This is a genomic window from Streptomyces sp. H51 (assembly GCF_035656535.1).
GTDB lineage: Bacteria > Actinomycetota > Actinomycetes > Streptomycetales > Streptomycetaceae > Streptomyces.
Map to the genome: position 1 here is coordinate 116,492 of NZ_JAYMHD010000087.1, position 23,154 is coordinate 139,645.

The following is a 23,154-nucleotide window of genomic DNA, read 5'->3' on the forward strand; positions in this document are numbered from 1 at the left end:
TGTCAACGATGATCGTCAGTTTTAGAACTAGTCCGACGACTGCTGAGTTACAACCTTCTTCACGGGTTCAAGGCGGCTCGCTCCGCTCACCGCGCGCGGCCCGGCCCCCGGCCGGGCCAGCGCTCCTGCCTCCGTCCCGCTCCAGCCCGGCCGGCACCCGTGCCGCGCTCAGAGCATGAAGCCGCCTGATGTCAGAGAAGGGGTACGTCGTAGCTGGGGCGGTCGGCTCCACGGCTTTACGGAGCCACTTTGGCGCGAGCCTCGCAGATCATGGCCCCAACGTCGTGCTTTACCGGGCAGGTCCACAGACCGCCCGACGCGCCGGAGGCTTACGGGGCCATGATCACTCGCGCCAAAGCAGCTTCCAGCCCAAAGACGCTGCGCCGACCCAGGTGCCTACTCCTGGGAGTCGAGTTCTTCCTCTACGAAGGCCCGAGTAAGCCCAGCCACCACCGCTCCGATGATGATCTTGATCAATGAAATGATCTTCTCCATCTTCCCACCGCTTAACATCTGCCAGCGGATCTCCTTGACCCGGTATCACCCTCCCGCTCACCTTCAGGCAGGCGTACGAAACTAGTTGGTAATTGATGAAAATTGACCCCTGTAGACATGGCGGAGGAGGTGTTTGGTTTGCCATACTTGACCCCCAAGGGGCGGGATCTCTTTGTTCAACTCGGGGTTCCGACCAAAGATCTCCAGGCATCTCCATCTAACGCAAAAGCAACCAGTAATTCGGAGCTAAACATGATCCGCCTTCCAAGCGAAAAGGATTTACCTCCAGGAGTGCATCGAAATCTAGTAATCAAGTTGCACGAACTTTACAGGAGAGCCGGATTCCCCGGCATCAAATCCATCAGCAACGCTTCAATTCATCTTGGCGATAATTGCGACATTATCTCACACCAAGGGGCTTCAAACATTCTCTCCGGTAAGTCGATCCCGAGATGGAATAAGCTAGAAGCCCTCGTTCTAGTCCTGGCCGGCCTAGACGTGAGCAGACCTGAACCTCGAAAAATTGCTCAAGAATTTCATACTCTTTGGGTTCCGCTGATAGAAGGAACACCGGTCTCGCACCCGGCTCCCGACCACAGCCATAATCTGCCCGCGCGCGAAAAGTCAGAGATTACTTCTCCTGCGCCGGGCGCCTTGGAACCCCCCGCCGTCTTCACACCCTCGCGAGTTAGACGAACTATCTCGACCAGGCTAAAGAGAGACCTCAGACTTGAGGTCGGCGGGAAGTGCCCCGTCCCTCACTGTCAGAGTACGACTATTGAATTGGCGCACATCGCCTCAATAGCGACGGGAGGGAATAATAGCTTTGGGAATCTACTCTTCTTGTGCCCGAACCATCACCGGCAGTACGAAACCGGAGGCTTTTCAGAGCAGGACATGCGCCTAATTAAGGCCCGCCTCGCCTGGAGCCTCAACCGTTACACGCACGACGAGCTTATTTGGCTAGGGGTATTTTCCAAGCGTGGAGGAACCCATTTCATTCACCCTAGAAGGGGTCGCATCTCCTTGCGAACCCTCGAATCCGACGGCTATATTAGATTGGTCGAGGCCGGGTCAGAAGATTCGGAAGAATCAACAGATACTTGGTGCCTAACTGAGATCGGCGCCCGCCTGGCAAATGTGTGGACCGATTCCGGCGCTCCTGCTATCGACATCGCATAGCAACTTGTGTGAGCATGCCCTATCTGTGGCTCACTCAGGGAATCAGGCCGACAGGCGGGCACCAATGCAGCACATCGGCCCCTGACCATTTGACCTGGTCAGGGGCCGACTGCTTTGAGAACGCTCAGGGTATCGACATATCCATGAGGCTCTGCCGACTCGCGCTTTACGGGAAACGCTTGAACAACCTCCCAACATCACGCGCCGCAACCTCAATTGTGCTAGAACCCTGACGTTCATACCACTTATCGACGTAAGGAACCGGATGCCCAACAGATTTCACGGTAAGCAGCAAAACGGGTTTTCCGTGGTAGTTCGCGGGACGCATGTCGCGGAGTACCTGAGACTTTAGGTCAGCCTCCAGGCCGGACGCTCTCACCTTCTCGGTGAAGAAACTCATGTACCCGTCAAGGGAGCCGCCGTGTTGCTGGAATTCGTGCTCGACTCCAGTAATCCAAAAGTCACCGTCACGAACTGCTGGGGCTCCGTACAGGCTCCGAACCCTGTCCGCATCACTCTTCGTGTCGGCAATACCGATCACGACATATCCCACAGTACTGTCGCCATCGTTTGCGATGGCCGATACCGCCTTCAAGATCCGCTCGAAGCCGCGGGAGTCGAAATTGCCACTGCCATCGAGAGAATGCAACCCCTGCTTCAGCTCAAAGAGGCTGTGCTCAGCGAGGGCAGCACGAAGAAGCCGATGAATCCTAGCCTCATTCGCCTCAAATAGGACATCACGCTGACTGCTTTCCGGAACCGTAAGATCCCTGAGGACTCCCGCCACAGCAGAAACGTTATCCCGCTTATTCTCTGCGGACCAGGTGCCCCCGCCGGCGGTGATGTTCAGAACTCGATCACCGATTCCATCGAGGGCTTTGACCATCTTCCCGGAATCCCTAATTGATCGATTCTCGCGAATCAACAAGGTATAGAGGGCCAGGAAAATAGTCGCATAATAACGTGGCACGCGTTGCCGAGGAGCTTTGAATACTAGCTGAGAGAAACTCTTGCCGGACTTCTTGAGGAGATCTTCCAGGACGCTGTGGACATGCTCAAATCGACCCTTAATCAGGTCTGCGCCCTCTCGTTGCACAGAAGATTCAATGCGATCCTTCCTGCGCTCCTTTGAATCCCCGGGCTTGATCCCATAATATTCGTCAAGTGTTTCGGATGCATACCTGGGAACGTTATCCAAGATCATAGTTGCAAGCAGGTCAGCAACAATCTCTTCGTCTCGCGACTCTCTAACTTGGTCCTTCTCCAAGATCTTGTGACGCACCCAGAATACATCTTCAATGAAGACGCCCGGACCATTTCGATCGCTCGAAATACTGATGGCAGGCATACCAGTTAGGGCCACCAGATCCCGAACCGACGTATCGCCCCTTACGAAGGAGGATACTTCGCGGACGAGATCAGCGAAATTTGATACGGCTCCGGCCTGGCGAATCTCCTGCCGTGAAAGGTAGCGTCCATTGGAATTAATTCTCCGGAATACCTCTTCCACGATCTCTTCGTCAGGAGCTCGATAGGTCGACATCGGAAGAACGTAATTTGCAATGCTAACACATTCTCGACGGTCGAGCACTGGCAGACGCTGTTCGAGTTTCCCTTCATCCCGCCTCAGCTTTGTCTCGGCGAGCGTTTCGAGATCGAAGTAATAGCCATCGAGCGCATACTGGTTCTCAATGAATGAAAAGATAGCATTCAGCCGTTGCAAGCCATCGATAATTTCGAGGGTAGTCTTCCCTCCAATGGTCCGTTCGGCAGTCAGGACAAGCGGAACGGGCAACTGCTTGCGAAGAGAATCAATGAATGCCGCTTTTTCACTGATCGCCCAAACAAGCTTTCGTTGGTAACGCCTGTTAACAACGAAAGCTTGATTTACATAGCTGTTGTACAGCGTTTGAATGTTTTCGCCTCGGACGATCAGGTTACTGCTCAGCTCGGCCATCGATTCTCCGCAAGTTGTACCTCAACGTGATCCTCCGCCGAGCAGATGGCGCGTTCAGGCGAAGAGCAGCCTCCTGACTCTGCTGCAAGGACGCTACCAGTCACGCTCACTGCGAGGATGGCTCATCTATGAATCGGGTGGGCGGGCGGTGGATCGGTCGTGCCAGACCCGTGCCAGATAGTGCGGGGAACACCGGGGAGCCAGTCGACCGCCTGCCAGGTGCCGACACCGCTCCCGCCGCAGGTCAGTCCCGGTGCAGGCTCCAAATGCCCTTAGCTTCCCAAGCTGAGAGCGCGAGTTCGATTCTCGTCACCCGCTCCATGCGAAACCCCCGGGTCAGCGACCCGGGGGTTCTTTGTTGCCCGGACCAGCGGGCGGTCGCCGCACCACAACCGCCACCGCCCCCGAAGCGGCTGGGCCCGCAGCGCCACGACTCGGCGATGGAGTCGAACAGGAGCAACGCCCGCCCGTGCGCATGGCGCAGCAAGGTGCCTCCCGGAACCGCTCCACCGCCGATCGAAGAGGCGGCCGTCCCGCAGTCCGGAAATCGCGGGGAGGGTCAGCCGGCCCACCTTCCCGACGTGAAGGCGACGGTGATGAGTGTCATCAGTGGGACGGCGACGGAGACGTATGCGCTCTTCGCCCATGGGCGCCGCAGGCTCCACGCTGCCAGCGAAGCCCACAGCGGCCACCAGAGGAGGGCGGCTCGGGGGACGGACATGTACCAGTAGGAAGTGCTGAGCGCCGAGAGGCTCAAGCCCACGTACGTGACCTCTGGCCAGCGGCGTTGCCTCAGCAGGACGACGAGCAGCAGGATTCCTGCCGCCACGGCCGCGATCTCCATCTGGAACATGAATGCGTAAGGCGCCGGCTGAGTATGGGAGAAGGCCGCCTCCCAGGTGTTGAACCAGGTCTGCCAGGGGTAGTGGAAGCCGCGGAACCAGCCACGCTCCTGGGCATGCTTCCAGGCCATCCAGTCACCTGTGTGTGCGTACAGATAGCACGTGTAGGCGGGCATGGGAAGGAAAGGGAGGGCCAGCCACGGCAAGTGGCGGGCTTGGCTGCGTGCCTTCGCGGACATTGCGAATTGAACCATCATGGCCGTGGCGAGAAAGAGTCCGCTCACGCGTACGGTACCGGCCGCGCAGGCCAGTGTGGCCGCAAGGCGCCAGTTGTCCTTCTTGGCCGCGAGCCAGGCGGGAAGCGCCAGCGCGAGAAACAGCGATTCCGAATAGCCTGCCGCCAGGAAGACCGCACAAGGAGACGCCAGCAGGAAGAACACGGAACGCGCTCCCACTTCTTGTCCCGGCAGCGTGGCCTGCGCGACGCGACTCAAGGCCAGCGCGGCGACACCGCCGGCCACGAAGGAGACGAGCAGTCCGTCCACGCTCCACTCAGGGATGATCGAATGGACGCAGCGCAACAACAGCGGAAAGCCGGGAAGGAATGCCTCACGGGCGTCCTTGGCGACCGCACCGTTCGGGAAGTATCCATCTCTGGCGATGGCGGTGAAGAGGGCGGTATCCCATTGCGTCCAGCGGGACAGCATCGGGAGGGGGTGAGTCGGCTTGCCGCCGGCGGCGAACAGCCATCCAGCGGAATATACGATCACCCATACCGTTGTATGGAAGAGCAGATAAGCCTGAAGTACGACTCTGTCGCTCGGACTCAGGTGAAATCGCCACCGGCCGACTCTCCCGTGCGCCGGTGTGAATTCATGCTCGATGAGTTGGTCGGTCACCCTCACTCCCTGCGCGGCCGTGAGGCCACAGCCTAGGAGGGCAGTGCCGAAAACCCTTGGAAGGCTACGCCGACCGTGTATTCCGCCGGGAAGAGATACAAGCCCTGAATCTTTGCCGGGCGGGGCCGCGGCGGCCCGCTGTCTCGGGGGCAAGCGCTGCCCGCCGAGTGCTTCGCGGCATCAGGCGCGGATCCAGTCGGGCCACTGGGGCGGAACGTTGTTCGCGGGGCAGAGGCCCGAGTCGCCGGGATAGCCGTCCAGCGTTCCCCGGGCCGCGAAGAACCACCATGCCGCCCCCACGGTCGCGACGACCACCAGCAGCGCCGGCAGTGAGACGCGGACCGCCGTCGGCGCGCGAAGCACCAGGCAGCGGCCGACGGCCCGCGCCAGGAGCCCGACGAGCACCCCGACCGCCGGTACCAGCGGGCGCAGGAAACGAGCCGGACAGCCGCGGCGACGCCGGACGGCAGTACTGGTTCGGCCTGGCGGCCGAACCAGTTGCCGGGGTGCGGCTGGTCGGTGGTGACCACGAGCGTCGTGCCCGGGGTGTCCGCGTGCTCGACCGCGAACGCGCACGGCGACCGGGCCAGCCCCTGGAAGTACGTCGGCCGGCCGCGCAGGCGCCGGCGATAGGCGGTGCCGTCGACGACGATGCGTCGTGATCCTTTGCGGACCGGCGCCATGGCTCCCCCTTCGACTGCGAGGATGCCGGCGAGTCCGGCCCGGCCGTTCGTCTCGGTTTCCGCCTCGTTCAGCGCCGTTCACGGCGCAGGTGCTGAGAGGCGGGTATCCCGGCCGACCCCGTCTCCTTGAGGACCGGCCGTCCCGGGGGGCGACACCGGTACCGGGGAGGTGATCTGATGACCTGTCAGTCAAGCCGCCAAGGCCCGGCATTCGGTGCGTGAAACCGCCGGGGCGGGATTCGGGGTGCGCGGGTCCGGCCGGCGCTGCGGCGGTACGGTGTGCGGCAGTCGATCGCGCTTTCTACGATCGTTGACCACCAAGGGGGTTTCATGGAACACCGCCGCCCGCGCCACCGTCGTAGGACGATCGCCAGAGCGGTCGGCTCGGCTGGTGTGCTGGCCGCCCTGGCGCTGGGTGTGGGGATGACACCCGCGATGGGTGCCGGGAAGACGTCCGAGAAGCCCGCGGCCACCGGGTTCTCGGCTCGCGAGTCCGACCCGACCAAGCCCTGGGCGCCCGAGAACGACGAGCTGCCGCTGCGCGGCAAGTCCGTGCGCGCCGAGGGGCTCACCTCCGCCCGCGCGGCCCAGGCCCCCCTGCAGCTCACCATGCCCGCGCCGACCGGGAAATACAGCGTGGGCATGGTCGGCCTGCACCTCGTCGACAAGTCCCGTACGGATCCGTACGTGTCCGGCCAGACCCGCGAGTTGATGGTGTCGCTCTGGTATCCGGCCACCTCCACGTCCGGGCACTACCGGGCGCCGTGGATGCCGTCGATCTCCGGCGCCCACTTCCTGGCCTCGCGCTGGCTGTCGCCGCAGCAGGTGACCCTGCCGAAGACCGCGGGCCATGTCCTGGCCCCGGTGAAGACCTCGCTCGGCAAGCTGCCCGTCCTGCTGTACTCGACCGGGCTGCACTCGGACCGCGCGGTGGGCAACGCGCTCGCCCAGGACCTCGCCAGCCGCGGCTACCTCGTCGTCACCGTCGACCACACCCACGACGCCAACGAGGTGCAGTTCCCCGGCAACCGGCTCGAGGTCAACAGGATGCCGGCGGGCACCCACTCCTCCGACACGCTCAAGGTGCGCGCCGCCGACATCAAGTTCGTCATCAACGCGCTCGGCAAGATCAGCAATGGCGGCAACCCGGACGCCGGCCACGCGACGCTCCCGTCCGGACTGTCGAAGTCGGTGGACACCTCCCGTATCGGGATGTTCGGCTTTTCGCTGGGCGGGGCGGCGGTCGACACCGCCATGCAGCTCGACAAGCGGATCGACGCCGGCGCCAACCTGGACGGCCAGTTCTTCGGGACGGCGCCGAGCAAGGACCTGGACCGGCCCTTCATGCTCTTCAGCTCCGCCAACCACAACCGCAACAACGACAAGTCGTGGCGGACGCTGTGGTCGCACCTGAAGGGATACCGGGTCGACATCAAGCTGAAGGGCGCGGCGCACCTGACGTTCAGCGACTACGAGTACCTGGTGCCGCAGTGGGCTGGCCTGCTCGGGATCTCCCAGACGCAGATCCAGCAGCAGTACGGCACGATCGACCCGAACCGGGCGGTGAAGATCCAGCGCGTCTACCTCGCCGCCTTCTTCGACCAGCAGTTGCGCAACAAGCACAGCAGCCTGCTCGACGGGCCCAGCAGCACGTACCCGGAGATCTCTTTCGTCCGCTGACCGGACGGCTGAACGGAGAGCCGGCCGGACAGCCGACCGGACGGCTGATCCGACCGTCGGGCGGACGTTCGAAGGGCGGGCCTGTTCGCGGGTCCGCCCTTCGCCGCGTAGGGGGGTCGGTCGCGCAGGTGCCGGCACCGTACAGGGGGGCCTGTGGTCTGTGCGACAGATGAGGCAAAGGTGTGATGGTTGTGTGATCGCAGGGGGCTAGACTGCTCGACCATCGAACATTCGGGCGCCCGGCGCCAGGTTGAGGAAGGACCCGCTGCCCTGCCCTCCGCACCCCGGGCGCCGCGCCGGCACCGCATCCGCCGCCGCGCCGACATGCCGATGCTCGGCGGGGTGCGCCCGCCGATCGCCTCACTCGTCGCACTCCTGCTGGTGGTCGCCGCCCTGACCGTGATCGGCCTCGACGGCATCCACGGCGCGGGAATCCCGCAGGCCGTGCTGGACGGGGAGCAGCGGATCGCCGCGGACAGCGCGCTGTCGGTGCGCACCGCGATCGAAGCCGAGGCGAGCACGCTGCGCCGTACCGCGAAGGCGTACCCGGCGACGAGCGCCTCGACCCCCACGACCGCGTTGAAAGCGCTGACCTCCGGCAGGAGGGCGGCCCTCGGCCGGGCGCTGCTCGACGCGCGCACCGGCAGACTGCTGGCGACCGGCGGCAGGACCGTGCCGCTGGCCGGGGTGGACGCCGCCAGGACCGCGTCCGGGCACGGGGAGATCCCGCCCCGGCTGGTGACGTCGGGCGGTACGCGGCAACTGCTGTACTTCGCCAGGGTCACGCTGCCCGCGCTGGACGACCCCGACCAGGACCAGTTCCAGACCCCCGACCGGACCGAGCGGCAGTGGCTGCTGGTGGTCTCCGAAGCGCTCCCCGCCCTCACGGCGTACGGCGACGGACGCGCCGCCGAAGTGCTGGACGCGAGCGGAACGGTGCTCGCCACCGCGGTGGACGGCACGGCGTCGCCGGCCGCCGCCGACCGCGGTCTGTCCACGGCGGCGGCCCGCGCGGCGCACAGGTCGGGGGACGACACCGACGCCTCGGGAAGCCTGCTGGGCGCCGCCGCCGGCAGCCGGCGCACCGTGGCCGGCTGGGCCCAGGTCGCCTCGGCGACCGGTCCGGGGGAGACCGACGACCTCGGTCTGCTGGTGCTCACCGCCCGTGCGGTGCCCGCCACGACCACCGCCGCCGACTACTCGGACTTCGCGCTGGAGGCAGCAGGGGTGCTGGCCGTGGTCGCGCTGCTGCTCGGGCTGACGCTGTACTTGTGCGTGCAGCGGCCGCTGCTGCGGCTGTATCTGTCCGCCGGCCGCCTGGCCCGGGGCGCGACCGGGGGCGGGCCGGCCGCGGCGGAGGAGCTGTCCCGGCCGGTTCCGGTGCACGGCTTCGGTGAACCGGCGCGGATCGGGCGGGCACTGGAGTCACTGCGCGGGCAACTGCTCGGCGAGAGCGGCCCGCAGGAGTTCCCGGCCCGGCGCGGACCGGGCTGCCGGGCGCTGGCCGTGGCCGCCGTGCTGGTGGTGGGCTGCTGGGCGGTGCCCATGATCTTCGTGCTGAACCGGGCGGACACCGCGACCGCGGTTCCGGCTCCGGTCCTCGCCGACCAGCAGGCGCGGACCGAGATCGCGTCGCAGCGGATCCGGCAGTCCCTCGACCAGTCGTACACCGACCTGAGCGCCGCGGTCGCGGGTCTGCCGGGCAGGAGCCGGGCCGCCCAGACCGAGGTGCTGCGGACGTTCGCCGCCGAGCACGAGCAGTACCGCTCGCTGTATCTGCTGGACCGCTCGGGCGGCATCACGCTGAGGGTGGGCGACTCACCGCTGCGCACCCTCGTCCACGTGCCGGGCGGCGGCGGCATCACCAACGTCAACACCTCGGGCCGGATCCCGGTGATCGCCGCCTACGCCCAGGTCCCGGCCGTCAAGGGCAAGGCCCCGGCGGCCGGGGTGGTCCTGTTCGGCGAGATCGACGTGAAGGCGCTCAACTCCATACTGCCCAGGCCGAAGCTGGGCAGCGTCTGGGTCACGGACCGGCACGACAAGGTGCTGGCGGCGAGCGTGGGCTACCTCGCCTTCCAGTCGCTGCCCGACCCCGCCCTGACCCGTCTCGCCCGCGCCACCCAGAGCGCCCCGGGGACCGCGGGCACCGCGACTTCGGCGGTGCACCACACGTCCTCCGGCCCGTCGGTCGACGCCGCCGCGCCGCTGGCGCAGAAGGGCCCGACAGCCGGCCTCGGCTGGCACGTGGTCACCGCGGAGCCCGCGGCGGCGCTGCGGATCCCCGCGATGCAGGCCGAGCAGCGCACCATGCTGGCCGGCATCCTGGCCCTCGCCCTGGGCGCGGCCTGCCTGGGCTGGCTGCACGTCGTGGTGATCCGGCCGCTGCGCGCGGTCGCCGTACTCGTCGGGCGACTCGCCGGCGGAGACCGCCGGACCGTGCTGTATCCGGTCAACCACGACGAGATCGGCTCGGTCACCCGCAGCCTGGAACTGGTGCGCCAGGCCCTGGTGGAACGCGACCGGGCGGCCAGATCCGGCCACGCCGCCGGGCCCTCCCGGTCCCCGTATCAGAACACCCTCCAGCGGTAGTAAGGACGGAATCGACGTGGTCTTCCTCTATGTCATCGTCCTGCTGTGCTGCGCCGCGCTGTGGATCGCCGGAATCCTGGAGCAGCGGCGGCACTTCGCCTCGCTGGAGCAGATACCGACGCGGGTGCTGGTCAACGGCATCCGCGGCAAGAGCTCGATCACCCGGCTGTGCGCGGGCGCGCTGCGCGGCGGCGGCCTGGTCACGGTGGCCAAGACCACCGGCACCGCGGCCCGGTTCATCCACCCGGACGCCACCGAGGAGCCGATCTACCGCAAGTTCGGCATCTCCAACATCGTCGAGCAGATCGGCATCGTACGGCGGGCGGCGATCTACCGGCCGGACGCGCTGGTGATCGAGTGCATGGCGGTGATGCCTGCCCTTCAGGAGATCAACCAGGAGAAGCTGATCCGTTCCACGATCGGCGTGCTGTGCAACGTCCGCGAGGACCATCTGGAGGAGATGGGGCCGACGCTGGACGACGTCGCCCGCTCGCTCTCCCGCTCGATGCCGGTGGGCGGGGTGTGCGTGACGGCGGAGAAGGACCGGCTGCACATCCTCCAGGAGGAGGCCGACAAGCGGAACTGCCGACTGATCGCGGTCGATCCGGAAACGGTGACCGACGCCGAGCTGCGCGGCTTCAGCTGGTTCACCTTCAAGGAGAACGTGGCGATCGCGCTCGCCGTCGCCGAACTGCTCGGCGTGGAGCGCCGGACCGCCATGCAGGGCATGTGGGACGCGCCGCCCGACCCGGGTGTGCTGTCGATGGAGCGCTACCTCACCCCCGAGGGCAAGCGGCTGCGGTTCGCCAACGTCTTCGCGGCCAACGACCCCGAGTCGACGCTGATGAACGTCAAGCAGCTGGAGGACCTGGGCGCGATCAGACGGCCGCTCAACGTGGTCGTCAACTGCCGCCCGGACCGGGTGGAGCGCAACGGCCAGATGGGCACGATCGTCCCCGACCTCGGTGCCGAGACGGTGTTCCTGATCGGCCACCCGACCAAGAGCGCCCGCGAGGCGATCCCGGGCGGCTTCACCGGGCGGGTGGTGGACCTCGGCGGCGACCGCCGGGACCCCGCGGAGCTGACCGCGGCGATCCTCGCGGAACTCGGCCCCGTCTCCTCGCTGGTGGCGATCGGCAACATCCACGGCCAGGGCGAGCTGTTCCTGGAGTGCCTCGCCGAACTGCCGCTGGACGACTCCCCCGAGGAACCGCTGGACGCCGTTCCCGGCGGCGACGGCCTGGACCAGGAGACCATGCAGTTCGCCATACCCCGGCCGCGGATCTCGGTGGCCCGGCCGCCCGAACCGGAGCCGTACAGCTGGGTGGCACCCCTGGAGACACCGACGTACGCCTTCCGCATCCCGGAGCAGCGCGACCTCGCCCGCCGGGCAGCCGCCCGCCAGGGCCGGCCCGACGACCGGAGCACCGCGGACGAACCGCGCCACCCCCACGATCCGTCCCAGTTCACGAGGAACCCGTGATCCCCGCCAATCTCAACGCACAGACCGCCGCACTCGGGATCGCCCTCGGCCTGGTCTTCTCGCTCGTCTGCTACCTGACCACCAACCTCTCGCCCGGGGGGATGATCACCCCGGGCTGGATCGCCCTCACGCTCGTCACCGATGTGCGGATGGCCGGGCTGATGGTCGGCGTGGCGGCGGCCACGTACTTCCTGACGAAGCTGGTGCAGCGCACGGTGATTCTGTACGGCAAGCGGCTGTTCGCCGCCGTGGTGCTGTGCGCGGTGCTGATGCAGACCACCGTGATGCTCGCCCTCAACCACGAATTCCCGCTGCTGTACACGTCACAGACGCTTGGCTTCATCGTCCCGGGCCTGGTCTCCTACCAGATGACCCGTCAGCCGCCGGCGGCCACGGTCATCACGACCACGGCGGTGACCCTGGCCACGTACGTGGTGCTGGTCTCCGGTCTGCTGATCGGCGCCCTGCCCACCGGCTGACCCGCTCACCACCCGCTCACCTCACAGTTACAGGAGGATCGGCCATGCACTCCGACCCCGTCGGCAGGCGAAGCCGCCCGGCCCGCCGCGCCGTGTTCCGGACGATCGCGGGCGTGGTGGCCGCCGGGGCGGTGGGCGGTTACGCCTGGGACCGCCTCGGGCACGGCGACGACGACCGTGACGGTGCGGCAGACGGCACGGGCTCCGGCACGGGCGCCCGGTCCACCCGGCCCCACACCTTCGAACGGCTGTCCGCACCTGGCCGCACCGTGGTCCGCGCCGCCGACGGCGGGACGCTGGCCACCTTCACCGACGGCGCCCGTACGGCCGTACTCACCGGTCCCGCCCGCACCTTCAGCGAGCCGAGGACCACCGAGGCCAAGGTGACCACGGACGCCTGGGTGCGGGTGCTGCCGCACGCGTGGCAGCGGGGCATGGAGAAGTCCGCCTGGTTCACGGGCTGGTTCCGCAAGACGCTCGGCGACAGCAGCCCGGACGTCTTCGCGGTGGCGTTCCAGTACAGCAGCGCCGGGGCGCCCGACAAGCGCAACGCCGACGGCGTGCGCTACGCGGGCACCGCGCACTTCGGCCCGCGCAACGCCGCGGTCAAGAACCCGCTGGACTTCGCCTACTACGACGAGCAGTCCGACTTCTACGACTATCTGGGCATCGAGTGGACCTTCCCGGACGGCACGCGCGCACAGCCGGAGAAGGCCCGCTACGGCGATGTCGACTGTTCCGGCTTCCAGCGTCTGGTGTGGGGCTACCGCATGGGCATCCCCCTGCACAACACCAACACCAAGGGCGCCGGTCTGCCGCGCCGCGCCTACGCCATCGCCGCCTACGGTCCCGGCCGCACGGTGATCCCCCACACCGGCACCCGGCAGGCCACCGACCTGGACGCCCTGCAACCCGGCGATCTGGTCTTCTTCGCCATCATCAAGGACCGGCCGGACTTCATCGACCACGTGGGCATGTACATGGGCCTCGACGACCGGGGCCGGCACCGCTTCTACTCCAGCCGCTCCGCCGCCAACGGCCCGACCCTGGGTGACCTGTCCGGCCACGCGCTGCTGGACGGCACCGACTTCTACGCCCGCGGCTTCCGGGCGGCCCGCCGCCTGTGACTCCGTCCTCCGTGGCTCCGCCGTGCGTGGCTCCGCCTCATGTGACTCCGTCCTCCGTGGCTCCGCCGTGCGTGGCTCCGCCTCCTGTGACTCCGTCGTCCGTGGCTCCGCCGCGTGTGCACCGCCGCTTCACCTGACCTGCTGATCCGAGGACCACTGCCATGACCGCCACCCCCGCCGCCCAGGCCACCGGAGCGCAGCGAGGCCATCGGGCGGCGAACCGCCGCGCCGGCCGGCCGAAGGACGCCCCGCGCTGGGAGCGCCCGGCCCTCGCCGCGGTGCTGGCCGTCGCCACGGTGCTGTACTCCTGGGGCATCGGGCACGCCGCGCTCCACCCCTTCTACGGTGCGGCGATACGCTCGATGGCCGGCAGCTGGCGGGCGTTCTTCTTCGGCGGGCTCGACACCGCCGGTTCGATCAGCATCGACAAGCTGCCCGGCGCCTTCTGGCCCGACGCCGTCTCCGTCTGGCTCTTCGGCCCGCACACCTGGGCCGCCGCGCTTCCGCAGGTCGTCGAGGGCGTGCTCACCGTATGGCTGTTGCACCGGATCGTTCGGGCCTGGGCCGGTCCGTTCGCCGCGCTGATCGCCGCGCTGGTGCTCGCCCTCACCCCGGTCACCGTGGCGCTGAACCGTGCCACCATCCCGGACACCGCGCTCACCCTGCTCCTGGTCGCGGCCGCCGGAGCGCTGCAGAAGGCGGTGCGCACCGAGCGGCTGCTGCCGCTGATCACCTGCGGGATCTGGGTCGGGCTCGCCTTCCAGGCGAAGATGCTGCAGGCGTGGCTGGTGCTGCCGGTCTTCGCCGCCGTGTATCAAATCGTCGCGCCCGGTACGCCGTTGAAGCGGGTTCTGCGCGTCCTGGTGAGCGGGGTGGTCGCGCTGGCGGTCTCCTGCTCCTGGATACTGATCGCCTGGGTGACACCGGCCGCCGACCGCCCGTACCTCGACGGGACGTCCGACAACAATCCGTTCGCCCTGGTCTTCGGCTACAACGGCCTGAGCCGCTTCAGCAGCGATGCCACCGCGTTCGGCGCCGTCGCGGGGACCGCCGCCAGCCGCACCACCGGCAACACCGGCTGGGACATGCTGATCAACCACACGGTCGGCCCGCAGGTCGCCTGGTTCCTGCCGGTCGCCGTGCTCGCCGCGGTCCTGGGTGTCGTCCGGCACGCCGGACGACCGCGAACCGACCTGGCGCGCGCGGGATTCCTGCTGTGGGGCGGCTGGCTGGCCGTGCACACCGTGGTGTTCAGCGTCTCCAACGGCAACCATGCCTACTACACGGCCGTCGTCGCCCCGGCGCTCGCCGCGCTGACCGGTGGCGGCCTCGCGCTCTTCCGCTCGGATTACGAGGCGAAGTACGAGCCGCGGCCGACGGCGACGTACGAGCCGCGGCCGACGGGGACGTACGAGCCGCGGCCCGCGGCGGAGCACGAGGCGGCCGACCGACGGCATCTGGTGCTGCCGGCGGCGATCGCGCTGACGGCGGCGTGGGCGCTGGTGCTCGACTGGCCGACCCGATTCGTCTCCTGGCTGCTGCCGGTCGCCGTGATGCTCGCGCTGTGCGGCGTGGTGGGCCTGTGGAGCCGCGGGCCACGCACCTCCCCGCGGATGGTCGACGCCGCCCTCGCCGCCGGAATCGCGGCCACCCTGGTCGTACCGGCCGGCTGGGCCGTCTCCAGCCTCGACCCGCTCTACGCGGGCGCGACCACCTCGCCGATGGCCGGCCCGGTCGGCAAGTCGTACCTCGAGCATCCCCATCGCGCCCCGCGGAGGAGAGGGCTCGGCCTGCCCAGCGCCCGCGACACCGCCCTGCTCGCCTACCTCACCGCGCACCGCCACGGCGAGAAGTACCTGCTCGCCACCCAGGCCGCCTACACCGCCGAGCCCCTGCTGCGCGCGAAGTCCGAGCCCGTCCTCGTCATGGGCGGCTTCACCGGCAGCACCCCCTTCCCGACCGCCCAGCAGCTCGGCGGCCTGGTCACCGCCCACCAGCTGCGCTACGCGCTGCTCACCACCCAGCGCCCCACCACTCCCGCCACCACCTGGGTGAAGTCCCACTGCACCCGCATCCCGCCCACCGCCTACGGCCTGCGCACCGACGGCAGCTTCACCCTCTACGACTGCGCCCCCGAGAAGTGAGGCGCCGTCCGCGCACCCGGCGGTCACGGTCCACGGCCGCGTCGCCGACCGGCGGGACGCGGGACGCCGGATGCGGGACTCGTGGCCGGGCCGTCGCCGGACCGTCAGGCGCTGACCGCCGTCGCGGCCGGCGCGGGAGCGGCGGCGGCGAGAACAGGCCCCCGGCCGGCCGGTGCCGTGCGGCGCCGTTCCTTCCGCGGGCCTGCTGCTCGCCGGCCTCCTACTCGCTGATCGCGGCACCGAACCGGGCGCCGGTCGGCGAAGCCCCGAGCACCCCGGCCCCGTACGAACGGGCGCCCGTGGTCACGATCCCGGACGCGAGGGCGCGGAACACCCAGACCGCTCCCTCGGAACCGTTCTCTCCCGGGGCGGAGGCCAGCAGCTCGCGACGGCCGTCGTGGTTCGTGTCCACGAGCCGGACCTGCCCGCCCCAGCGGTCCGCTCGCTCCGCCGTGCCCGGTACGCCCGCGGAGTTCTGCGTCAACGACATCGCCCTGCCTGCGGTCACTCCGGAAGCCGACCCGCGCAGGATCCAGACCGCACCCGCGTCCTTGACGCCGCCGACGTCCTCCCCCGGCGCGCCCACCGCCAGGTCGTCGTAGCCGTCCCCGTCGACGTCGGCGACGGAAACGGCGGACCCGAAACCGTCACCGAGTTCGGCCGTGCCCGGCACCCCGGGACTGTACTGGGCCCAGGCCTGCGCCACGGTGCCAAGCTCGTCGACGCCCTTCACCCCGTCCTCACCGCCGAAGTAGACGCCCACCACGCCTCCGGTCAGGGGCTCGCCCTGGTCATCGGGGCTGTCCGGCGACCCGTAGACGAAATCGTCGTAACCGTCGTTGTCGATGTCCCCGGACGCGGTGGCGGGGCCGCCGCCGAGGTCCCGTACGTACGTCAGCCCTCCGGTTCCGCTCGCGTACACCGCGGAGCGCCCGCCGCCGTCCTCCTCCAGGCTGCGGCCGGACACGACCAGGTCGTCGTCGCCGTCGCCGTCGTAGTCACCGGTGGTCAGGGACTTCGGCTCGATGGCGTCGCCCTGCACGGCACCGGTGGTGTCGAGGCGGCTCTTGCTCCTCAGCGTTCCCGCCTCGTACGCGAGCACGTCCGCGCCGCGACGGTCCGCGGCGACGAGGGCCTCGCCCGGAGCGGAGCCGGCCAGGCGGGCAGTGGCCAGGGCCAGCCCGAAACGGGCCTCGGCGTACGGGGCCGCCGGGGCGACGGAGACACTCCCGACGGCGCGCAACCCCCGCGCGGAGCCGTACAGCACGGTCACCCGGCCCGCGTTGCGCAGCGCACCGGTGTCCTCACCCGGCGCCCCGATGACGGCGTCGTCGTAACCGTCGCCATTGACGTCACCGGTGACCACCGAAGCCCCGAAGGCGTCACCGGATTCCGCCTTTCCCGGGACACCCGCGGTGGCCTGGCTGAAGACGGCGGTACGGCCCTTGGGCGTGGTGGCCGCGGTGCCGATGCCGTACGCACTGCCGTACTGGACCGTGACGTAACCCGCGCCCTTGACACCGCCGGCGATGCCGCTCGGCGCGCCGATCAGCACATCGGAGTACCCGTCACCGTCGAAGTCGCTCGCGGCGGCACCGGAGGTGGAGCCGGCGGCGAACACGGAGGGTGCGTGCATCAGACCGGCACCGGCCATGAGCAGGAACGAAGCAGCGGCAACCGCCGCGGAGCGTGTACGTGCCATCGGTCTTCTCTCTTGCCACGTGAAACGTCGGTGATCCTTTTGTCGCAAGATCTCCTTGCGTGGGTCTGACCAACCGCTGGTGTCGATGGTTGTAGACGGCGGCCGACGCCTCCGGTGAGGGCGCCCTGCGCCCCACCGCTGCGGGGCCGGTGCGGGTGCCGGTGCGAGGCCGGTGCGAGGCCGGTGCGAGGCCGGTGCGGGGTGCTGCGACTGCTGTTTCCGGGTGAAAGTTCGCGACACACGTCAAGAAGTACTGGCCACCTGTCAAAACTCTCTCCGACAGATCACGCGCCGTACTCACGCACGTCCGTCCTCTCGGCGTGGTCGTTCCATGGGGTGCGGTGACGGGCAATGCTTCGCAGCCACGAAGGCCGCGACGTGGAGAAGGAGTTCTCGTGATTCCCCCCTTGCTGGGCCGGGTGGCTGTCGCCGCCCTGGCCCTCGTCTTCTGCGCCGGACCGGCCGGCGCGCACACGCAGTCCCCCGGGCCGGCCGCCGCACCGGTCCCCGCGCCCCGGCCGATGGTGTCGGATCCCGCGTCCGTACCGGACTTCCACCTGACGTGGGATCCGGACCCCCGCGCCTCGAACATCCCCGCGTTGCCGTACCCGCGGCTCACGCCGGGTCAGCTGATCAGCAACACCAGCAACCTCGACCACATCGCCACTCGGAAGTGCTCCGCGGCCAACAGCTCGCTCGGAGCACTGCGCAACGCGGTCGCGGCAGCCGACTGGTACTGCTTCGACAGCGTGGACTCCGCATCGTCCACCTGGACCCCGCAGGGCATGAGCGGCAGCGAGGACGCGCACGCCGGGGGGACGGTCGACGGCCGTCGGGTCCTCCTCAACTCGTGGTACGGACACGCACCGAACCAGAGCACGCCCACCCGCTCCCGGGTCAGCTTCCTCGTCCCAGGGTCCCCCGCACGCTACGTGCACGTGGAGCTGGTGCAACTCATGCCCGGCCAGACCCAGTTCAGGTCGTTGCCGACGCACGCGGGCGGCATCGTCTGGCACGAGAACTTCCTCTACGTCGCGGATCCGCGCAGGGGCCTGTTCGTGTTCGACACCCGGAACATCCTCGACCTGGGCCGGACCGACGACCAGAGGGCTCCGGGCAGCCGGTTCGTGCTGCCGGAGGTCGGTCTGTGGTCCTCGGGGACAGGAGGGGTGTCCCCCCATGCCTGCAACAGGGGCAATCGCGCCTGCTACGACTACGTCGCCCTGGACCGGTCCGCGTCCAGCTGGCAGTTCATCACGGGTGAGTACTGCAGCGAGCGCCGGGGCGGGACCCTGGTGTGGTGCAACTCGCGGCTCGCGCGGTGGCGGACGAGCGACATCACGTCCCGGACCGCCGACCGGACCATCCACGCGCAGGAGGTCTACCGGCAACCGGTCACCAACGTGCAGGGAGCCGTCTCGTACCTGGACCCGGCCGCCGCCACGCGCCGCTGCTACTACTTCGACAGCAGCCGGGGCGAGGACAACCTCGGCTGGCTGGTGACGGACCGGCCCAACCAGCAGCCCACGTACCAGCAGGGCGGCGTCGGGCTCCAGGACCTGTACGTGATGAGGTCGAACCGCCAGTTGTGGACGGTCACCGAGTGGCCAGGGCTCGGCAAACGCATCGTCTACGGCGTCAACCAGCCCAGCTGCCCCTGACACCCGGCCCGCGGGCCCGGCTCGGGGACCGCACGCCATGACCGCCGCGGGGCCGGGCCGGGCCGGGATGCCGGAAGCCCCTCGCCCGGCCCCGCAGGCCGCTCCCCTCGCCACCGCGGCCGGCGAAAAAATTGGACGGCGGCGGAAAGACGGGCACGCGACAATACGGATCATGGACTACGGCGTACGGGAACCAGCGCGGCTCGGACAGACCGGGCTGCCGGACGGTCGGCTCCTGGGCTGGGCGGAATGGGGGCCGGCCGACGGCACCCCGGTGCTGCTGTGCCCGGGGGCGGCCACCAGCAGGCGGCTCGCCTTCGGCGGCGCCGCCGTCGACGCGGAAGGCGTCCGGCTCGTCAGCCTGGACCGGCCCGGCCTCGGCGCCTCCGACCCGGCCCCCGGCCGGACCCTGACCGGCTGGGCGACCGACATCCGGCACTTCGTCCAGGAGCGAGGCCTGCACGCGCCGTCGGTGGTGGGCTTCTCGCAGGGGGCGCCGTTCGCCCTCGCCCTGGCGGCACACGGTCTGGTGAGCGCGGTGGCGGTGGTGTCCGGGAGCGACGAACTCGCCCATCCCCGCTTCGCGCACTCGCTGGACCCGCAGGTGCGGGGCCTGGTGGACGCCGTCGCGGCCGACCCTGCCGCCGCCGAGGTTTCCTTCGCCGATTTCGGCAGCGCCGACGCGCTGTGGGACCTGATCATCATGACGAGCCCCGAGGCGGACCGGACGGTCTACACCGACCCGGTCTTCCAGCCCGCCTTCCGGCGCGCGATGGACGAGGCGTTCGGGCAGGGCCCCGCCGGCTACGCCCGTGACACCGTCCTGGCGATGGGCCGCTGGCCGTTCGACCCCGCCGACATCACCGTCCCGGTCGACCTCTGGTACGGGCAGCAGGACACCAGCCCGGTCCACTCCCCGGATCTGGGTGAGTCGCTCGCCCGGACGATCCCGAAGGCGACCCGGCACCTGCTTCCGGCCGCCGCGGGATCCCTGCTCTGGACGCACTCCGACGCCGTCCTGCGCACCTTGCTGGCCCACGTCCGGTGACGCAGCGGCACGGACGCCGTCCCGGCGATCGGCCCCCCGGCGCTCGGCCCTCGGCACGCCGTCGCCGCACGGGGCGACGGCGTGCCCAGCGTGACAGCCGCCGCCCTCTTCTCGGTTCAGGTCCACTCGGACTTCTCAGTCCAGGTCCACTCGGACCGTAGGTCGCGGCCCGGTTGCCGTCGGCCGTCACCGACGGACGCGTGTCCCGACGTGGTCAGCGCCCCTGGCACTCTCCCCCGGACCGACCCGGAGACGGCCCGGGACACCTGCCCGGACCGGTCACGGCCGGCGGCGGCGCCCCCGGGGCGCGCCCGTCGCCGGGGAGACAGGCGGCCCGGGGTGGCCGCCTGCCTGGCCCCGGGGACGGCTGAACGGCGTCTCAGCGGTCGGAGTAGCTGAGATCGCCCACGGTCCATGCGCTGACGTCCTTGATCGCGACCCGGTACATGCCACCCGTCTCAGGGATGCCGAGGGTTCCCTGGAGGATCCGGGCGAGATGGAAGTGCAGGTGCGTGGGCGCCTCAGCGCGGCCTGACCGGCCTCCTCCTTGGCCGCGGGTGAAGACGTTCGAGAACGGGCCGAGACGTTCGGAGTCCTTCAGCACCTCCGCCACCCGCTCCCGCCACACGGCCTCGGGAGCCAGCCGGCCGGTGATGACGGCGCCGCCGACGACCACGGTCAGCGACATCTGATTGCTTCGCTCGGACTCCACCGCGGCGGAGATGGCGACAAGCAGCTCATCAGGGTTCGACATGACAGCAGAGCTTATGCGGCCCGCCCGCACCCGGAACCGCCCTCGGGGCCGAAGCGGTCGCATGTGCGGCCGGAGACGGCTTCCGCGGAACGGCGAGGAGCCATCGCGGCAGGGTTCTTCCTCCGCCGGAAGGGTGAAAACTGCCTTTGCCGAAGTAGATTTTTGGCTCCACTGTGGGTACGCTTCTTCTCGTAGACACGGTCGAACGAGACCCGACAGACACGAACTGCCGGGTGACGGAGTACGAAACACGCAGGTCAGTGCGGCTCTCGAGCCTCGGAGCCAAGGTGTTCTCAGGACGGTGACGGGACTGAGAGCCGCACTGGGCGGCTCGCACGTCAAGGAGCTGCCGACAGCAGTACCGGTTCACACAGTGGTTGGTTCGGAAAGGAACGGAGGAACAGACGCCATCAGGATCGCCCGGTCCGAGAAGCGCCGAGAAGCACTCGGTCCGGGTACCGCAAGACCCCGGAATGGATGGTGGTCCCCGGTCACGCAGCTGCGATCCCCCGCTCCGCCCTGCTGGGCCGGGTAGCGGAAAAGAGAAGGTCGGCAGAGCAGTAGAGAGCCGACGGATGGTGTTGTATTTCCTTCGGGGCCCTGGTGCCGTACGGGCACCAGGGCCCCTCGACGTGATCTCGCCGAGCCGCCCGCGCCGAGGCCGTCGCTCAGCTCACCGGCTAGTCGCCGCCACCGTCGCCGCCACCACCGTCACTGCCGCCGTCACCGCCGTCGCCGCCGTCCGAGCCCCAGCCGTCGGCGGCTCCGGATTCGTTGTCGTCGCCGCCGTTGCCGAGGTTGCTGAACCAGGGGAGGTCCCAGCCCTCGTCGCCGCCGTCCCGCTGCTCGGAGCTGAACCGCGCCAGGCCCGTCGCGTCGCCGAGGCCGAAGGCGACGGAGAAGACCTGCGCCATCACGGCGTCCAGCGGGTCGGCGCTCTCGTAGCGGACGGGAGCCGGCGGCAGCAGCAGCTCGCCCGGCCGGCGTGCGGGTCGACGCGGTGGGCACATCAGCAAGGCGACTCTCCGGTCGTCGCGCAGCAGCCGTGAGCTCACCGCGTTCTCCCGTCGCAGCATCCAGCGCCCGCCGGGCTGTCCCGGTCGTCCGGGCAGGCGTACCTCCACCGAACTCCTGGACCTGCGCAGCTTCTTCCTGAGGCCGAGTTGCGCGGTCACCTCGCCGACGGTCAACCGCAGGCCCCGGTCCGGCTGGGCGGAGTCGCGGTGGAACCCGTGCGGCGCCCGGATCCGTACGACGGGAGCGCCGGGCCCCCACACGTCGACCCGCACCAGACGCCGGTCCACGACGACCGTGACCGGTCCGGCGGGCCCCGGCGCGGACCGCCTCGCCATCCACAGCGGTACGCCCTCGGCGCGCGCCCGGTCGGCCAGCGCGGCCACCCGTTCCGGCCCACCGCACCGGCGTACCGCCAACTCGCCCAGCGCGCGGGCGAACCGGGCGGCCTGCCGGACCCGCACCGGCGTGGCCGTGCCGGTCACCCGGGTCACCGGGACGAACCCGGTCCCCTCGGGCAACCGCTCCAGCGGGCGTTCCGCACCGCCGCCGCCGAGCCAGCGCCCGCGCTGGAACGCCTCGGCCATGGCACCGAGGTTCAGCTCGGCCGGCGGCGTGAGCCTGCCGCCCCTGCGCAGCCCCTCCTCGGTCAGCTCCACGGGCCGCCGGAGCGGGTTCCACGAGCGCTCGGCATACAGGGCCTCGCTCACTCCGGCCCCCGTCCGCCCACTACTTGCTGACGGCGAAGCGCATCAGGGAGTGTTCGTCGCCCTGCTTGATCTTCCCGGTCACGTTGACGACTTCGAGTTTCCAGCCGGCGCCCTGCCGCACGGCCTTGGCCACGGCACAGCCGTTGTCCTGGCTGAGCAGGCTGGGCCAGATGTCGGCGACCTGCTGCGAGCTTCCCCCCGTCGCGTCGTAGACCTTGAAACTGATGTTGCGCGCCTTCTGGAAGGAACTGCCCCGCTTGAACGCGGCGGCGACGAACACGATCGACGTGATCTGCGGCGGTATCTTGGCGAACTCGACGGTCACCGTCTCGTCGTCCCCGTCCCCGTGCCCCGTCTGGTCGTCGCCGCTGTGGACCAGCGAACCGTTGCCCATGGGGTTCAGCGAGTCCAGGCCCGCGAGGCGTACCGGGTCCGTGCCCTGCATGGCGATTGCGATCAGGTCCAGGTCGGTGCCCTGCTTGCGGCGCAACTTGCCCAGCACGCCGCCGCTGGTGCCGGCCGTCGGATCCCAGGACACGCCGATGGACAGATGGGTCACTCCGTCCAGGTCCGCCGGACCGTCTTCCTTGGTGAGCGTAATCATTTTTCGGCCATCCCCTTCAGACGTCTACCACCATGCAGAGTGTGCCCGGGCCCTCGGCGGTTCCCCAGGGGCCCGGCACAGGAAGGTGGCCGCACGTC

At 69.0% G+C, this 23,154-nt stretch carries 15 protein-coding genes and 1 pseudogene; 8 read left to right on the forward strand and 8 right to left on the reverse strand.

All coding sequences use genetic code 11. The features are described from left to right. Nucleotides 1-1,843 precede the first annotated feature (1,843 nt). From VKA29_RS34210 to VKA29_RS34225, 4 genes and pseudogenes are all read right to left on the reverse strand, one after another. Entirely contained in the window at nt 1,844-3,634 is a 1,791-nt protein-coding gene (locus VKA29_RS34210) for a GmrSD restriction endonuclease domain-containing protein (protein ID WP_324789938.1), read from the reverse strand. A 559-nt stretch (nt 3,635-4,193) separates the two neighbouring features. Further along, entirely contained in the window at nt 4,194-5,375 is a 1,182-nt protein-coding gene (locus VKA29_RS34215; protein ID WP_324789939.1) for a mannosyltransferase family protein, read from the reverse strand. A 180-nt stretch (nt 5,376-5,555) separates the two neighbouring features. After that, on the reverse strand, nt 5,556-5,780 hold the full coding sequence (locus VKA29_RS34220) for a hypothetical protein (RefSeq protein WP_324789940.1): 225 nt from the start codon (nt 5,778-5,780) through the stop codon (nt 5,556-5,558). 14 nt (nt 5,781-5,794) lie between these two features. Then, a pseudogene (locus VKA29_RS34225) lies at nt 5,795-6,058 on the reverse strand (hypothetical protein); the annotation flags it as partial. Between the two features lie 330 nt (nt 6,059-6,388). Here VKA29_RS34225 and VKA29_RS34230 point away from each other — a divergent pair. The 6 genes from VKA29_RS34230 (at nt 6,389) to VKA29_RS34255 (ending at nt 15,563) form a co-directional block, all read left to right on the forward strand. Next, nucleotides 6,389-7,738 carry a hydrolase gene (locus VKA29_RS34230; RefSeq protein WP_324789941.1) on the forward strand — a complete coding sequence of 450 codons (1,350 nt, stop codon included), beginning with the start codon at nt 6,389-6,391 and terminating at the stop codon, nt 7,736-7,738. 342 nt (nt 7,739-8,080) lie between these two features. Then, a complete protein-coding gene (locus tag VKA29_RS34235; protein ID WP_324789942.1) occupies nt 8,081-10,330 on the forward strand; it encodes a HAMP domain-containing protein in 2,250 nt (749 codons plus the stop codon). Nucleotides 10,331-10,346: 16 nt separating this feature from the next. Continuing rightward, the gene (gene pgsB, locus VKA29_RS34240; protein WP_324789943.1) at nt 10,347-11,813 is read left to right on the forward strand and encodes a poly-gamma-glutamate synthase PgsB; all 1,467 of its coding nucleotides are present in this window, start codon (nt 10,347-10,349) and stop codon (nt 11,811-11,813) included. Then, nucleotides 11,810-12,292: a poly-gamma-glutamate biosynthesis protein PgsC/CapC gene (locus tag VKA29_RS34245; RefSeq protein ID WP_324789944.1), complete on the forward strand. Its 483-nt coding sequence runs from the start codon at nt 11,810-11,812 to the stop codon at nt 12,290-12,292. Before pgsB ends, VKA29_RS34245 begins: the two co-directional genes overlap by 4 nt. Before the next feature lie 44 nt (nt 12,293-12,336). Continuing rightward, on the forward strand, nt 12,337-13,419 hold the full coding sequence (locus VKA29_RS34250) for an NlpC/P60 family protein (protein ID WP_324789945.1): 1,083 nt from the start codon (nt 12,337-12,339) through the stop codon (nt 13,417-13,419). A gap of 161 nt (nt 13,420-13,580) precedes the next feature. After that, nucleotides 13,581-15,563 (forward strand): ArnT family glycosyltransferase, encoded by a 1,983-nt coding sequence (locus tag VKA29_RS34255; protein WP_324789946.1) that lies wholly within the window; start codon nt 13,581-13,583, stop codon nt 15,561-15,563. Nucleotides 15,564-15,783: 220 nt separating this feature from the next. Here VKA29_RS34255 and VKA29_RS34260 read toward each other — a convergent pair whose 3' ends face one another. After that, nucleotides 15,784-17,265, reverse strand: a complete 1,482-nt coding sequence (locus tag VKA29_RS34260; RefSeq protein WP_324789947.1) for an FG-GAP repeat protein — start codon at nt 17,263-17,265, stop codon at nt 15,784-15,786. A gap of 395 nt (nt 17,266-17,660) precedes the next feature. Between VKA29_RS34260 and VKA29_RS34265 the strand changes: the two genes are divergently transcribed. Together VKA29_RS34265 and VKA29_RS34270 are read left to right on the forward strand one after the other, a co-directional pair. Further along, nucleotides 17,661-18,926, forward strand: a complete 1,266-nt coding sequence (locus tag VKA29_RS34265) for a hypothetical protein (RefSeq protein ID WP_324789948.1) — start codon at nt 17,661-17,663, stop codon at nt 18,924-18,926. A gap of 172 nt (nt 18,927-19,098) precedes the next feature. Continuing rightward, a complete protein-coding gene (locus VKA29_RS34270) occupies nt 19,099-19,974 on the forward strand; it encodes an alpha/beta hydrolase (RefSeq protein WP_324789949.1) in 876 nt (291 codons plus the stop codon). Between the two features lie 379 nt (nt 19,975-20,353). Here VKA29_RS34270 and VKA29_RS34275 read toward each other — a convergent pair whose 3' ends face one another. The 3 genes from VKA29_RS34275 to VKA29_RS34285 all read right to left on the reverse strand — a co-directional run bounded on the left by VKA29_RS34275 (nt 20,354) and on the right by VKA29_RS34285 (nt 23,056). Beyond that, a complete protein-coding gene (locus tag VKA29_RS34275; protein WP_324789950.1) occupies nt 20,354-20,728 on the reverse strand; it encodes a hypothetical protein in 375 nt (124 codons plus the stop codon). 680 nt (nt 20,729-21,408) lie between these two features. Then, nucleotides 21,409-22,452 (reverse strand): hypothetical protein, encoded by a 1,044-nt coding sequence (locus VKA29_RS34280; RefSeq protein WP_324789951.1) that lies wholly within the window; start codon nt 22,450-22,452, stop codon nt 21,409-21,411. 19 nt (nt 22,453-22,471) lie between these two features. After that, nucleotides 22,472-23,056, reverse strand: a complete 585-nt coding sequence (locus tag VKA29_RS34285; RefSeq protein ID WP_324789952.1) for a TerD family protein — start codon at nt 23,054-23,056, stop codon at nt 22,472-22,474. Nucleotides 23,057-23,154 lie beyond the last annotated feature (98 nt).